The 14,444-nt window shown below is 41.3% G+C and carries 19 protein-coding genes; 14 read left to right on the top strand and 5 right to left on the bottom strand.

Going from position 1 to position 14,444, the window contains the following annotated elements; all coding sequences use genetic code 11:
• From WC788_03790 to WC788_03760, 7 genes are all read left to right on the top strand, one after another.
• On the top strand, window positions 1–327 hold a 327-nt coding region (locus tag WC788_03790), incomplete at its 5' end, for a hypothetical protein (protein ID MFA6096720.1).
• A gap of 108 nt (window positions 328–435) precedes the next feature.
• Window positions 436–558: a hypothetical protein gene (locus WC788_03785; GenBank protein MFA6096719.1), complete on the top strand. Its 123-nt coding sequence runs from the start codon at window positions 436–438 to the stop codon at window positions 556–558.
• A 34-nt stretch (window positions 559–592) separates the two neighbouring features.
• Window positions 593–955 carry a hypothetical protein gene (locus tag WC788_03780; protein MFA6096718.1) on the top strand — a complete coding sequence of 121 codons (363 nt, stop codon included), beginning with the start codon at window positions 593–595 and terminating at the stop codon, window positions 953–955.
• 9 nt (window positions 956–964) lie between these two features.
• Window positions 965–1,939 carry a C1 family peptidase gene (locus WC788_03775; GenBank protein MFA6096717.1) on the top strand — a complete coding sequence of 325 codons (975 nt, stop codon included), beginning with the start codon at window positions 965–967 and terminating at the stop codon, window positions 1,937–1,939.
• Window positions 1,940–2,134: 195 nt separating this feature from the next.
• A complete protein-coding gene (locus tag WC788_03770) occupies window positions 2,135–2,329 on the top strand; it encodes a hypothetical protein (GenBank protein ID MFA6096716.1) in 195 nt (64 codons plus the stop codon).
• Between the two features lie 282 nt (window positions 2,330–2,611).
• Window positions 2,612–3,469: a tyrosine-type recombinase/integrase gene (locus WC788_03765; GenBank protein MFA6096715.1), complete on the top strand. Its 858-nt coding sequence runs from the start codon at window positions 2,612–2,614 to the stop codon at window positions 3,467–3,469.
• A gap of 59 nt (window positions 3,470–3,528) precedes the next feature.
• Window positions 3,529–3,714 carry a hypothetical protein gene (locus tag WC788_03760; GenBank protein ID MFA6096714.1) on the top strand — a complete coding sequence of 62 codons (186 nt, stop codon included), beginning with the start codon at window positions 3,529–3,531 and terminating at the stop codon, window positions 3,712–3,714.
• A gap of 522 nt (window positions 3,715–4,236) precedes the next feature.
• Here the strand turns inward: WC788_03760 and WC788_03755 are convergent.
• Together WC788_03755 and WC788_03750 are read right to left on the bottom strand one after the other, a co-directional pair.
• Entirely contained in the window at window positions 4,237–4,755 is a 519-nt protein-coding gene (locus tag WC788_03755; GenBank protein ID MFA6096713.1) for an NUDIX domain-containing protein, read from the bottom strand.
• A 9-nt stretch (window positions 4,756–4,764) separates the two neighbouring features.
• The gene (locus WC788_03750; protein MFA6096712.1) at window positions 4,765–6,090 is read right to left on the bottom strand and encodes a C39 family peptidase; all 1,326 of its coding nucleotides are present in this window, start codon (window positions 6,088–6,090) and stop codon (window positions 4,765–4,767) included.
• A gap of 291 nt (window positions 6,091–6,381) precedes the next feature.
• Here WC788_03750 and WC788_03745 point away from each other — a divergent pair, with 291 nt between their 5' ends.
• The gene (locus WC788_03745) at window positions 6,382–6,864 is read left to right on the top strand and encodes a hypothetical protein (GenBank protein ID MFA6096711.1); all 483 of its coding nucleotides are present in this window, start codon (window positions 6,382–6,384) and stop codon (window positions 6,862–6,864) included.
• Between the two features lie 94 nt (window positions 6,865–6,958).
• Here the strand turns inward: WC788_03745 and gltX are convergent, their stop codons facing one another.
• The gene (gene gltX / locus WC788_03740; GenBank protein MFA6096710.1) at window positions 6,959–8,512 is read right to left on the bottom strand and encodes a glutamate--tRNA ligase; all 1,554 of its coding nucleotides are present in this window, start codon (window positions 8,510–8,512) and stop codon (window positions 6,959–6,961) included.
• 278 nt (window positions 8,513–8,790) lie between these two features.
• Between gltX and WC788_03735 the strand changes: the two genes are divergently transcribed.
• The 4 genes from WC788_03735 (at window position 8,791) to WC788_03720 (ending at window position 11,586) form a co-directional block, all read left to right on the top strand.
• Entirely contained in the window at window positions 8,791–9,684 is an 894-nt protein-coding gene (locus WC788_03735) for a radical SAM protein (protein MFA6096709.1), read from the top strand.
• A gap of 42 nt (window positions 9,685–9,726) precedes the next feature.
• On the top strand, window positions 9,727–10,305 hold the full coding sequence (locus WC788_03730) for an MBL fold metallo-hydrolase (GenBank protein ID MFA6096708.1): 579 nt from the start codon (window positions 9,727–9,729) through the stop codon (window positions 10,303–10,305).
• A 46-nt stretch (window positions 10,306–10,351) separates the two neighbouring features.
• The gene (locus WC788_03725) at window positions 10,352–10,684 is read left to right on the top strand and encodes a hypothetical protein (GenBank protein MFA6096707.1); all 333 of its coding nucleotides are present in this window, start codon (window positions 10,352–10,354) and stop codon (window positions 10,682–10,684) included.
• Between the two features lie 89 nt (window positions 10,685–10,773).
• Window positions 10,774–11,586, top strand: a complete 813-nt coding sequence (locus WC788_03720) for an ion transporter (protein MFA6096706.1) — start codon at window positions 10,774–10,776, stop codon at window positions 11,584–11,586.
• A 35-nt stretch (window positions 11,587–11,621) separates the two neighbouring features.
• On the opposite strand, the gene WC788_03715 is transcribed toward WC788_03720, so the two are convergent.
• Window positions 11,622–12,410, bottom strand: a complete 789-nt coding sequence (locus WC788_03715) for a WecB/TagA/CpsF family glycosyltransferase (GenBank protein MFA6096705.1) — start codon at window positions 12,408–12,410, stop codon at window positions 11,622–11,624.
• Window positions 12,411–12,412: 2 nt separating this feature from the next.
• Complete coding sequence (thpR, locus tag WC788_03710) at window positions 12,413–12,961, bottom strand: RNA 2',3'-cyclic phosphodiesterase (GenBank protein ID MFA6096704.1); 549 nt, start codon at window positions 12,959–12,961, stop codon at window positions 12,413–12,415.
• 80 nt (window positions 12,962–13,041) lie between these two features.
• On the opposite strand from thpR, the gene WC788_03705 reads away from it, so the two are divergent.
• Window positions 13,042–13,290 (top strand): hypothetical protein, encoded by a 249-nt coding sequence (locus tag WC788_03705; GenBank protein ID MFA6096703.1) that lies wholly within the window; start codon window positions 13,042–13,044, stop codon window positions 13,288–13,290.
• A gap of 134 nt (window positions 13,291–13,424) precedes the next feature.
• Entirely contained in the window at window positions 13,425–14,444 is a 1,020-nt protein-coding gene (amrS, locus tag WC788_03700) for an AmmeMemoRadiSam system radical SAM enzyme (GenBank protein ID MFA6096702.1), read from the top strand.

Genomic DNA, 14,444 nt, shown 5'->3' with positions numbered 1-14,444 from the left:
CCCACAGGAGGCATTGTGAATGAAGAAGAAGAAATAAAAACAGATCACGATCTATTGATCGTAATAAATACAAAACTCAAAAGAGTGATCGACGATGTGGCAATCTTAAGCAACAATATTATCGGAAAAATAGACAAACTGGAATGCGACAAGGCCGATAAGTCTGAAATAAAGATGCTGCACGGCGCGACATTGAAAAGGCTCGATGGATTAGATGTAGAAGTGTCATCTCTAGCGAAATGGAGATCTTACGTTCTGGGTATGATAGCGATAATAAGTTTCGTCGTTGCATTTTTTCTCGCAAATTGGGAAAAAATAGTAAGATGATCACTTGCAGGTTCGCCAGGGATTGTTCAGGCATCAATCCCAACCCATTTTTTACAGTAGCCGAGGTTAAGTCGCTCGGCTTCCCGGGCGAACCTGCAAGGAGGAAATATGAACCAAGACCAAAAATATAAACAACAACAAAAAGAAATAGCCGAAAGACAAGAGAAAGACAGATTTGAATTAAAAAAAGAACTAGAGGAAATAGGGCGGGGCAGGATATTTTATCGATGAACCGCCCTCAATTTTTACAAGATAATTATTTCAAATGAAAAAGAAACAACACTTTGTAATATCATGGGGAATTTATCCGTTTGACGTCATGATCAGTATCGGAACGACCACAGAAGAAGTCATAAAAGCGATCACTAAATTGGGATGTGAATTGAGCGATAACGAAAAGAAGCTGCTTGAAGTGACTGGAAGGGGAAGAACCGTAATGCTGGAAAACGGACAAACAGTCATTAGGCTAAAATCATACAGCCAATCGGTGTTGGCACACGAAATATTCCATGCGGTGTGTTTCCTTTTCGATAGAATAGGGATCACATTTTCTAGCGACAGCGACGAAGCATTTGCTTACGCGATAGAATACTTGACTAGAGAGATAAATTACAAAATTAATCATTAAAATAAAAATATGGACATAGAGAATTTCGGAAAAGGTGCGTTGCCGGATATTCCCGACGAGAGAGATTATAAATATTCCGAGTTAGCGGGGATCACAGCTCCATTCGACTGGCAAGAAGGTTTTGACATAGAGCGTAAAATGGATTGGTTTTTAAAAGTCGAATCACAAAACGGATCTCTCTCGTGTGTAGGTCAATCATGGGCGAAATATGCTGAAGTTTTGGAAATACTGGAAAGCAAGAATTTCACTGATCTATCCGCCAAAGATATTTATCAAAGAATATTCAGCCCGAATGGAGGGGCGGAAATAAGACTAGGAGGCAAATTATTAACCGCGCTGGGCGTAAATACCGAACTTGATGTACCGTCGTATATGGACGGAAAACCCCCCACAGAGGCGTATATGAGAGAATTCATGGCAGGGGATAGTGAGGCTTTGATCTATAAAGCCAAAAGTTACGCTTCAGTCATACCTTTTTCTATTGATTCTATCGCTCAAGTCATTCGAGACAACAACGGGTGCGTTTCCGGATTTAACGGAGATAACGCCGGCTGGCAAACAGCCTTTGTCAAGCCTCCAGTAAATATCGAATGGGGTCATGCGGTGTATCTTGTAGGGGCTAAATTCATCAACGGCAAGAAGTATATAAAGTTCATTAATTCGTGGGGTACAGGTTGGGGAGAAAAGGGCTTCGGATATTTCGGGGAAGAATATTTATCAAATATGTTTTCGCTTTGGACATTAATAGATCAAATTAATCCTAACAATAAAACCATGCTCAAACTAAAAATCGACAAAGAAAAAAATCAGTACCTTGTAGACGAAGAAACGAGAATCGGGTTCTCAATCGCGAACGAGCAAGCGCTGGCCGAAATTACCGGCCACTATAAAAAGTTCGGTGATCCGGTGCTTTGCGATCCGACAGGTTACTTAATTATCAGAGGAGCAACTGCGCTTCAATGGAAAAACTTTCTGAATTTATGACCGCAAACGAAGTAATAAAACTTTTGAGACAAATGAGACACATCATCGTGCCCAAAAGTATTATTTCACGGATAAGGCGCAATATCATAAAAAGGCTTAAATAAGCCAACAAATGAAGCAATAGGAGGCTCTATAAGCAACGGAAAGATTAAAGCTGATATAAGTATCATTCAATTAATCATTTAATTTAAAAAAATGGAACAGACAACAGCAAGTGGGATTCTTTCAACCGCAGCGACCGTCTTTGTCACAGTCGGAGTCGGAATGATCCAGACAGACTTCATCAAAGGCGCAGCATCAATCCTTGTCGGATGCGCAATTTATGTTGGGACTGAGATCCTTAAAAAATACGGCTATGACGTAGGATCTGTAATTAATGGAGGAAGATAATATCTCAGAAAAGACAGACTTCACCCGTCTGTTTTTTCGTGCCTGTGGACATTGCTGTTGACAGATATATTTAAATCTGATACGGTGCAAAGTAACAAATAATCTCTAAGAATATTTTTAAGAACACACAACTAATTATTTAACAGCCTATGACCGAAAGGTCGGGTCCGGAAGGACTGCCGTCAAATAGGCGTTTCCAACTACACGTGAATCGTGGTATAATCTTATCGCCACTCTGGAAATGCTCGCTTGACGGCGGGCATAGAAGGGGTGGCATTTTGTATGATACAGAAAGAAATTGAAGATTATCTGTCATGGAAAGGGTCTTACACAGCCAAAGCCTCAGTAACGTATCGCGTACATTTGGAAAGATTTAATGGACTTGTGAAAAAGATAATATCTGAAATTGGCATAACGGATATAATTAAATTTCAGCAGATGATGAAAAACAAATACGCCATTGCGAACGTCGCATATGCAACCATAGTAATTAAAAACTTCTTTGATTTTTACAGGAGACAGGGGATAAAATGCATTGATCCGTTCATTATCCGCGCGCCAAAGTTTATGCCTCGGCCTCATTGTCACATCACTTTTGAAGAATACCAGAAAATGGAAAACACAGTCACGAGGTCAGAATTTTTCACACTCGAAAAACGGATCATCTTGAGGCTATTATGGGAAACGGGGATCAGAGTTTCAGAGTTATGCGATCTTAACATCGCCGACATAGAGAACGAACCTAAGGCGTTCATAAGAACCAAAAAGGGCAATCGCATGAGGTGGATATTCTGGTCTCCTGAAACGCATAGGCATTTAATGCAGTATCTCGGAATCAGACTATGCATGAACCAAAGAGAACATTTATTCATGGCCGGAATAAAAGGCCGGGGAATAAGGCTCACCACACGATCCGTTCAGCGCTGGATCAAAGAAATGGCCTCTAGTGCAAACTTAAAGAAGAAAGTAAGCCCACATAGCCTCAGGCACTCAAAAGCTCACCACATTTTAGATTTAGGGGGTAACATAGTAGAGATTATGAGAATCTTGGGACATTCGAGGAATAACCCGCGCGCCGCGCTCGATTATCTGCAGTTTAACGATAAAGAGATGGAAAAGACGGCGCGCAAATATGTGTAGGTGTTGACAATTGCGAAAATATCACCTAACATATAGATAAGAACATTAACAATAATAATATGTCAAAACCACAAACTAAAAGAAACAAAAGGCTGGTAGAAATGAGAAACAAAGGATGTTCTTATGGTGAACTGGCCAAGATATTCGGGATAAAAAGACCGACTGTCTTCGAGATTTATAATCGTGACAAAGAAAAATATTCTTGCCGTAAGCAGTTATGCACAGCCCCTCTTGACAAGTGTTAGGAGAGGGAGTATAATGAAAGTACCAAGATGAATATTGAAAGATGAATACGAGAATAAGGCTAAGTTTCAGGCGCGAAAGCGCTTTTAAAAATGATTTGTGCAGTGTCGCACAAGGTAGCTTTTGCGACGTTGAAAGAGTGTTTTTTGCTTTGTATATAAACAAAGCGATTTTAATTGATTTGCTCAGATCGATATAACCCATATTATATATATGCATGATGTTCAAATGTTATAATATTTTTTGATATATAATATAGCCATTGTCTGCTATGTAAAATTTATAATTATTTTATTTAAGAAATATTTCGGCCGTTAATTTTTGGTTTTTTTCATTACGCAGAATTCATGGCTTGCGAAACGATTGTTTATGATATCATCGTAATTGCCGTTAAAACTTAGTCGGTTCATCCCCATTTATGCCGTATTTTTTACAAGGAAAAACATGCAGCGCCGGAAGATCGCGTGCGACATATGTATTAAAAAAAGGACAACTGTCCCCTTTTCTTTTTTAAAAATATTATTTTATGCGGCGGGCCGATCGTTGTTCACTGAAGACAATAACGCAATATCTCTTTTCTGAACAAATCTGCCTTCATATGTCATCGGTTTGTCGCTTTTAAATGTCCGCAGCGCCTCATCGACCTTCATCCATTCCAGCTTGAATCCTTCGTGCACCTCTTTATCGGTAAATGACGGATCATTTAATTTTTTCACAAGTTTTGCCGCGTAGCAATATGAAATTTGCATCAGTTCGAATTTATTTCTGCATTCAAGAATGACGCCGACATCTCCTGTTATTTTTGCTTCGCATCCCGTCTCTTCAAGTATTTCGCGATTGAGAGCATTCAATACGGTCTCATCTTTTTCAATGCCTCCGCCCGGAAGTTTGTGGTAATTATTTTTTGTGACATTCAGAATCGTGATCTCGTTTCGATCGTTGAATATGACAGCTCTAACAGCCCTGCGGATCTTGTAGCGGACATCATTCACATTGCCCTTTTCCCCGATATCCTTATCGCAGATTTCTTGTATGAGTTCCATAGATTAAGATCAATGATAAATGATGTATTGATCTATTACGGTTTTCCCCTTATAAATGGATTCCAGATATTTTCTTGTGGTTGAGAGATAGATATTCGCTCCGGATTGATTGTTCCAGGTCATGGGGTCGTGTACTACATAACCCTTGCTGTCTTTACTGTGGATCACGACATAATGTCCGGCATTTCCCCGCGCTTTGATGAAAACGATCACCGGATGGCCGCTTGCGATCTCCCGGTCCACCACATTCCAGTCATCCTCGTTCAGGCCGCCCGATTTGTGGCCCGAATTTTTCACCAGATCCAGATATCTCCATTGCTTCGGCCAGACGATGAGGTCGTAATAGAATATGGGCTGTTTGGCGAGCCTTCCCGGATCTATGTCAATGCCATAGTACTTGAAGACCATCGCGACTGCCGCAATAGCGCACCCATAATCATCTATGGTGGAATCCGAAAATCCTATCGTATTGTCTTTCCAATTCGGGTTGTTCTGAGTGAAATACCAGCTCGTAGATGCAAGATTTTCCGAGGGTCTTTCAGCAAGCGCTGCGATCCTTGCGATCTCGGTCTCCATCTCCCGTTTCAGCTTATTGATGTCGCCCAAGATCGAATTTTTTTGATTTTTTACATTGAACAGGAGATCTTGATACTTATTTTCTTTTCCCTTGGTGTCAGTCAGCAGATCTTCTTTCGATTGTTTTTGCAAATTGGCGGCATCTTTTTGTCCGGTTAATTTCTTATTAAGATCTTCAAGCGTTTTTTTCTTGCTTTCCAGATTTGCTTTTTCCTGCTCGAGCTCTCCTTTGATCAGTTTCAGCGAGTCCAGCGTGCTTTTTATCTTTTCCCCGACCTTATCTACGTAATTAGATTGATTTATGAAATCAGAGAATTGTTCGGTTTTCAGAAGGATCTCGAAAGCAGACTCTCCGTCGTACTCGTTTATTTTTCGAAGAAGGCTTCGCAGTATCTCTTTTTCCTTTCCGATCTCCTCCTCTTTGATCTGGATCCTTATGAGCAGATTATTGATCTCAAGATTGGCCTGATCGATCTGAGATTGCGTCGTTTGGATCTCGATATTGAGCTGTGCGATCTGCGCATCTAAAAGCTCGATCTCATTATCCAAGCTTTGTTGTTTCATTTGAAGGTCTTTTATGACATCCTTATATTCCGCAGCTTGATTTTCCAGGTTTTTTATCTGATCGCTTTTTTCCTTGATCTGGCTTTCTATCTCATCGACAACATCCGCTTCTATGGCATAAAAAGGCGTCACAATAAAAGACGTTATTAAAAACATACAAACGGCTATTGTTACCTTCTTGTTTATTTTCAGCATTTTTAATTCATGATATATGGAATTGCTTTAATTATAACACATATCCCGATGTCTATCTAATGGACCCGTTCGAATATTTACAAAAATGAACCCAACTCCGCTGCAAGCAACGGAGTATCTGGGTGGGTTTTTTATGATCAGTTTCGGCTCCGCCGAGACTATCTTTCATAAGCCATTCATCCCCGTGGAAAGCCACGGGGTTTTCTGGCACCATAATAAAGATATAGGGTAGAGTATATTGTCGTTCTTGATGCCATCAAAATGAAATTAAGACGGCGAGGAGATGTGGTTATGAGAAATCTAATTGTGTTATTGCTGATCGTACTGGCTCTCGCGGCTGGCGTATTGATCGGGATTTCCGCAGTTCAGAACGAACAATCTTGCGCAGATGTCGCGCAGAAGCAAGTTGAAAAAAAGAAAGTAGAATTTTATAGGGCAGATGCCAGGGAATATCACGTATATTATTCCCGCATAAACAATTCTGCAAATAATTCTATAAACGTTAACGTCGAATTTTATTTGTCTGTACAATTCGAGCTTCAGCTTAATAATGAAGTTGTCATGCAATATGGAGATATCCTGTCTTTCACAAACTTGGACCAGGAAGACGAGGTATATCGGCATCTCGTAATCGTTTATCTGGGATTTCATCCCGAAGGAGGCGCTATAATAAAAGAATTTGGCAGCGTCCGAGATGCTAAGAAATATGTCAATGAAACGACAGGCAAATATCCGGCGCTCATAAATGTGATCAAAAGAAAAACGGGAGATTAAATAATGCTACATGCTTCAGAAATAATTCTGAAGTTTTTTTATTGATATTGCAGCTCATTCGAAGATCGCTCCCTGGAATGATTATGAAGATCGATTAGCCAATTTTCTCCATGGCTTCGCTTATTCTCTTCAGTGTTTTACTCCTCCCAAGAGCCTCTGCAACTTCAAAAGGACCGGGGGAAGCCTGGAGTCCCGTAAGCGAGGCGCGAAGGGGCCAGAGGATCTCCCCTGCTTTGATATTTTTCTCTTCCATGGCGCTTCTCAGTTTTTTTTCGATATTTTCCCTGCTGAATTCTGATTCGTCCAGTTTCGCCAATTCCTCAAGGGCGATCCCGAGATTGATTTTTGCATTTTCAAGAGTCATTTTTTTCCATGCGAGAAGTCCTTTTTCATACTCAAGCTTGTCCCGGAACATAAATTTCACAAGCTCCCCTATTTCGGAAAGCATTTTCATCCTTTCCTGTTCAAGCGCAACGATCTTTTTCAAATGATCAAGATCAATTACCTCGTTTGTATCTATAATTTTGAATTTTGAATTATCATTTTGATCTTTTATCTTTTCATTTTTAATTTCGTCGATGTAATTCGCCTTGACCAAATATGGAATGCAAAGCTTGGTTAATTCACCCAGCTCTGTCTTGCGTATATAGACCCCATTCAGCCAATCCAGTTTTTTCACATCAAAAACGGCTCCAGTGTGGTTTATTCCGGAAACGTCGAATCTTTTTATGATCTCATCTGGAGAAAAAACTTCCTCATCTGTTTTCGGGTTCCATCCCAGAAGAAGAACGAAGTTCAAAAGAGCCTCTTTGAGATAACCTTTTTCAAGATAGTTTTCAACTGAGACATCTCCCTGGCGTTTGCTCAATTTGCCTCCAGTTGGATTTAGCAGAAGCGGAAGGTGTATGAAAATCGGAGGTGTCCATCCCATAGCTTTATATAACAGAATGTGCTTAGGAGTTGACGGAAGCCATTCCTCAGCCCTCAAAACATGCGTGATTTCCATAAGATGATCATCAACGATGTTCGCCATGTGGTAAGTCGGAAATCCGTCCGATTTCAAGAGCACCTGATCGTCTATAGTATTGTTCTGAACCGATATTTTTCCGTATATAATATCCTCAAATTCGGTAACGCCTTCCCTTGGAACTTTCATCCTTATGACATATGGCGTTTTTTTTGCGATGAGCGCATTGATCTCGTCTTTGCTCAATTTTTTGCATTTCCCGTCATACATGGGAGCCATTTTATTTGCTTGCTGATCCTTTCTCATTTGTTCGAGACGCTCTTGACTGCAGAAGCAATAATATGCGTGGTCATTTTTTACCAGTTCATCTACGTATTTTCTATAAATATCCAGCCTTTGGGACTGCATATACGGTCCAAAATTGCCCTTATGAGCGAGTTTTCCGTCCTTGTCCAGCGTTACCCCCTCTTCATAGCTCAGCCCCATATTATTGAGTATTTTGATGAGATTTTCTATCGATCCTTCGACATATCTGGATCTGTCCGTATCCTCGATCCGGAGGATAAAAACTCCATCATTATGTTTTGCGAAAAGATAGTTATAAAAAGCGGTTCTGAGGCTTCCGATATGCAGATATCCCGTCGGGCTTGGTGCGAATCTGGTCCTTATTTTTTTATTCATATTTTTTATTATTAATGCAATATATACATGATACAGAAAGAGGTCGAGGCTTGTCAAAAAACATCCGGATGGCAAAAGAAGCAAAGTGTTTGTTGTGTTCTATAACTTATGGCGATAGCGATATTCTCAACTCCCCTTCCCTGCCAAATTAAAGCGCTTTATGTCGATATCATATCAAATATCGGCATAATTTGCGATTTTAAGAAAATCCGTGATATGATATAAATTAGATCAGACAAGTTTTAAATAATGCCGTCTTTTTACTCCGCACAATATTTATGAGCTACGCTAAACTTGGATACTATTTTATTAAGAACGTGATATCCGGCGCGCAATTTCCTGTGGCGATATCGATCGACGTGACCAATAAATGCAATTTGAGATGCAAGCATTGCTATTTTTTTCAGCAGGACCATGATAAAGAACTGGCCGGAGAAGAGCTTTTGGGCAGGGTTCTGCAAGTCAAAAAGAAAAACCCGTCGATCATTCATGCGTCGTGGGTGGGCGGAGAACCGCTGCTGAGGCAGGAGATCGTCGAACAAGGGATCAAAATATTTCCATTCAATATGGTGGTTACGAACGGTTCGATCGAACTCCCGAAATGGAATAACTGCGTATTCAATATATCCGTTGACGGCACGAAAGAATATTATGAGCAGATCAGAGGCGTTAACACGTATGACAAGCTCAAACGGAACGCAGACCGGGATGACATCCATGTGAATATCGCATGCGTATTGAATAAGAAAAACCAAAATTGCATCGAGTCGCTGCTGGAAGAATGGAAGCATGCGAAAATTCAGGGGATAAATTTCGATTTCTATACGCCGATCAAGGGCATAGAAGAAGATCTTTGGCTGGACTGGGGCGAGAGGGATGCGATCATCGGCAGGCTCCTGGTTCTGAAAAAGAAATATGGAAATTTTATATTGAACAGCAAGCCTATCCTCGAACTTATGAAGTCAAAGAATTCAACAGGGATCACCTCAAATTGCATTTTGCCGAAAGCGGTCATTTGCCTGGATCCCATGGGAAACAGAAAACTTCCCTGTGTGATCGGCGGCAAAGCGGACTGCGCGAGGTGCGGTTGCGTCGTCCCCTTTCAGATAGAATCGGTGATCGTCAAAAAACAGATAGGTTCTTTCATAGTCACAAAAAAACTGTTCACTTAAGTTGGAAAATGCTTAATCAACATATCACAATAATTCAATACCATGTCTGAAATAAAGATATTGATCGAAGGTTATGCAAAACAGACGGCTGACGGATGGAATGCGAATTCTTCGGTCGTTCTCATAAGATCAAACGGAAAAAACATCGTCGCGGATCCCGGCTTTGACAGGGAAAAACTGTTGAACGCATTAAAGCGGGAGAAATTGGAAATTACGGACATAGACTTTGTGTTTTTGACCCATGGACACGTCGACCATTCGCTTCTTGCGGGGATATTTTCCGGGGCAAAGATCGTCGATGAGCTTTATGTTTATCAAAAGGACGCGATCATAAAGCACAATGGAATTGTTCCGGGAACCGATCTTGAGGTGGTCCGCACGCCGGGCCATATGGAAGAGCATTGTTCCCTGATCGTAAGAACGGAAAAAGGGGTTTATGCCGTTGCGGGAGATGTCTTCTGGTGGATGGATGGAGAAAAACAGGAAATTGATATCAATAGGCCGGATAGCGACCCGGAACACATGAATATCCAAAAACTTGTCGTTTCCCGGAAGAAAATTCTGGAACTGGCCGACTATGTAATTCCGGGACATGGCAAAATGTTCAGGGTTGAAAAATAATTTCCGCGCATCGGGCGAGACCGTATTTATATAATAAAAAAACGATATGAACAAAAAAATAAAACTTAAATATCACCACATCGGTATACCGACGGATAAGCCGATAAGCGGCGAGGTTTACATGAAGGATTATAAGCTATATCACTGCGGCTTTGAAAAAAGCGAATATGGGATCGAGTGGATGAGATATGAAAAGGACTGTCCATTGCCCGAGATCGTAAAGATGGTTCCGCATATCGCCTTTGAAGTTGATGATATCCATGAGGCGATCAAGGGAAAGAAAGTGATCATTCAGCCGAACAGTCCCTCAGAGGGAAACATCGTCGCATTTATAGAAGAAGACGGCGCCCCGATAGAGTTTATCCAGGCGAAGAAATGAGGCGGCGGTGATGATCGTTCTGTCCAGGCATTTAAAATAAATCGGCATGCGGCCAAACTATTGTTATATATAAAGAATTAATTAAAACTATGTATAAAGAAACGCAGAAAATAATATTTGAAATATTGGAGGGAACGGAAGCATCGGGACCGAACGGCCGCGCCGTCACATTTTTTATGACCGTGCTGATCTTTTTGAATATAATCGCAGTAGCCCTTGAAACGGTGGAACCTTTTCATTTTCAATACGCGGAATTGTTTAATATATTTGAAATATTCTCCATCATTATTTTCACACTGGAATATGTTCTGCGTCTTTGGACATGCGATCTCAGAGCGGATTTCAATGAGCACGTTAAAAACAGGCTGAGATATGCGATGACGCCGATGGCCGTCGCGGACCTTTTGTCGGTATTGCCGTTCTATCTGCCTATTTTTCTAACTCTGGACCTTCGAACAATCAAAGTTTTGCGCCTGTTAAGACTTTTCAGGATCGCCAAATTGGGCCGATATTCAGCCGTTTTCAAAATGTTTAAGGAAATAATCAGGGAAAAAAAGGAAGAATTGTTTCTTTCGGCCTTTTTGATTTTTATAGCGTTAGTAATCTCTTCAAGCCTGATGTACTTCATAGAGCATGAGGCGCAACCTGAAAAATTCTCAAGTATTCCGGCTGCAATGTGGTGGGGCATCGTCACGCTTGCCACAATAGGTTATGGCGATGTTTATCCCATTACTCCGCTCGGCAAATTTTTCGGCGCCATAGTGGCTCTTTTCGGGATAGGGATGTTCGCGTTGCCGGCGGGCATATTCGCGTCCGGTTTTATCGAACAAGTTCAAAAAAATTCCGAAACGCATAAGATTTGCCCGCATTGCGGAAAAGATATCGATGAAAAGCTGCGCTAGATCGTATCATGAAAGAAAACATAGCGCATGCGGACTTATGTGCTTTTTATTTTTTTTTCCAGGACCATCCAGCCGAATTTTATCGTTGCGTTATAGATCCTTTTGCATCTCTTCGGCTCTTGGACCAGCCTCCACAGCCATTCCATGCCTAATTTTTGCATAATGCGGGGAGCGCGATATATCCTTCCTGAAATGAAATCAAATGAACCTCCGATGCCGATCGCAAGCCTGATGCTTGGGATCTTTTTTATGTTCTCATGGATCCATATTTCCTGTTTTGGAGCTCCGAAAGCGACGAATAATATATCTGGCTTTGCTCTGACGATCCGTTCGACCAGCTCTGCATTTTGTTCCGTGTATTTTTTTGGACTTTGGACTTTGGACTTTGGACTTCTAATGTCTATTCCTTCTTCCGCCCCGACAATATTCAAATGCGGATATTTTTTTTTCAGAACTTCCGCAGTTCTTTTCGCTATCCCCTGCCCCGCTCCAAGAAGATATATTCTTTTATTGTTGATGACATCCGGCGTGCAAATTGCCAGCATGAGATCCACGCCTCTTATTCTTTCCGGCAGAGTGGTTCCGTTAAGCAATCTGTCTGCCAATAAAATGCCGGTTCCATCTGCAACACAGAGGTCTGCTTCATTGATAATACTTTTGAAACTGTCATTGCTTTGCGCTTCCACTATCATTTCCGGGTTCAGAGTGATGATATGGTGCTGGTTTTCGGATAATAAAAAAATCTTGATATCATCAAGAACTTCTTTGGAAGTAATGCTGCTTATTTTAACGCCCAATATATTTCTCATGCATAGCGCGTTCATATCTATGGATTATTCGCCAACTTAAAGCTCCGTGCGATCTTATATTTTGAACCTCCCGGATGAAGCTGGCTTTGCATGATCTCAATGCTTTCAACTTTGAACCTCATTCCCTTCAGTTGGATGTTGGTTTTCCTGCCTTTGAGCTGATTGCCTCTTGCTCTTGCAAGGGTAATGTGAGGTTTGAATTTGCGATCTTCCGGCATATATCCGTAGGATTTCAGGCTCTCGTCCAGCGTTCTTTTCAGTTTCAGCAAATTGCTGTCGATGAGAAGCGTTGCCCAGAACATGGTTGGTTCGCCGGAATTGGGACCCAGAACGATCCTGTCAAGCGTAATATGGAATTGTCCTATCTGCGGAACCGCTTTTCCCACCGCAAGCATTATGGCATCAAAATCCTTGCGGTTCACATTTCCCAGGAATTGAAGGGTGATGTGCATATTTGCGGCGTTTGTCCACTTGATATGCAAACCTTTCCAACGTTTTTCATTGGCCTTTAGCCCGCTTATTATCTCTTCGGGCAGGTTTATCGCGATAAAAATCCTTTTTTCCATGCTGGTATTATATCAGACAAAATGCATCATGACAATTGACTTTTTGCCATTAATACATATAATCGAGGTATGGAGGAAATATGTTTAAAGCACTGATAGGAGAAAATGAAGTAGAGATCGATGTGCTTGAGATCGCGGACAAGATCGATGATATCTTGCACAAGGAACTTACAAGAAAGACAGGAATAACGGTGGATCATTATGCGATCGCAAGGTTCGTGATATCGATAATCAACGAAAATAACGCCAAAGAAGAAAAATTTACAAAGCTGATTAAAGATGTCGAAAAAGCGCTCCAGGAGAAGGAGGAACGGTTAAAAAATAAATAGCATTGACTATAAGCTCAAAGGGCTTATTTTTTTGTGCATTAATCATTTGCTATTAAAAAAAGAAAGGTGTTAATATGTGAATATATGGACGATCTTGATCGAGTGTGTATTTGTTGAATAAAATATCCGTGTTTATGAAAGAATCATATCTATACGAAAAACTTGAAAATAAAAAGGTTCGATGCAACACCTGCGCGCATAGGTGCCTCGTCATGCCTGCCGCGTTCGGGATCTGCGGAGTGAGAAAGAATATCGAGGGCGTGCTTTTTGCGCTTAATTACGGAAAAGTGATCTCGCTAAGCGTTGATCCTATCGAGAAAAAACCGTATTTTCATTTTCTTTCAGGTTCTCACTCGCTGTCAGTCGCCACGGTTGGCTGCAATCTCCGCTGCGATAATTGCCAGAATTGGCAGATATCGCAGCTTGTGAAAAAAGACAAGAGCATGCTTGATGTCGGACAGGATATTCTTCCGGAGGAAATTGTTGCGGAGGCGATCAAATCAAAATGCCCGAGCATTTCCTATACATATACGGAACCGACGATCTTTCTTGAATATGCGCTTGATACGATGAAGATCGCGAAAAAGAAAGGTATAAAGAACACTTGGGTGACGAACGGATATATGAGCGATGAAACCCTGAACTTGATCGTGCCATTTCTTGATGCCGCAAATGTCGATATAAAATCATTCGATGATGAATTCTATAAGAAAAGCTGCGGAGCCGGCGTTGGTCCTATTCTTGATAATTGCAGGAAGATGAAGAAACTCGGGGTGTGGGTCGAGATCACCACTTTGGTCATCCCCACTCTGTCCGACGACAGTGCAATGCTTGGAAATATAGCCGAATTCATCTTCAATGAGCTTGGAAGCGATACGCCATGGCACCTAAGCGCGTTCTCAGGGGAAATATCGTGGAAACTGCAGAACCTTCCCGACACTCCGCTGAAGACCGTTCAAAAAGCATACAAGATCGGAAAAGACGCAGGTTTGAAATATGTCTATTTGGGAAACGTTCCCGGGGGCACGACCGAGAACACCTATTGTCCCAAATGTTCAGAACTTTGCGTCAAGAGGGTGGGATATTATATCGAAAGATTCGATAAAGACGGAAAGTGCCCGAATTGCCAAGAAAAATTAAACTTTATTCTGTAG

The sequence above is a fragment of the Candidatus Paceibacterota bacterium genome, from assembly GCA_041661265.1.
Lineage (GTDB): Bacteria > Patescibacteriota > Minisyncoccia > JAHIHE01 > JAGLIN01 > JBAZUT01.
This window is presented reverse-complemented; position numbering and strand designations above follow the sequence as displayed.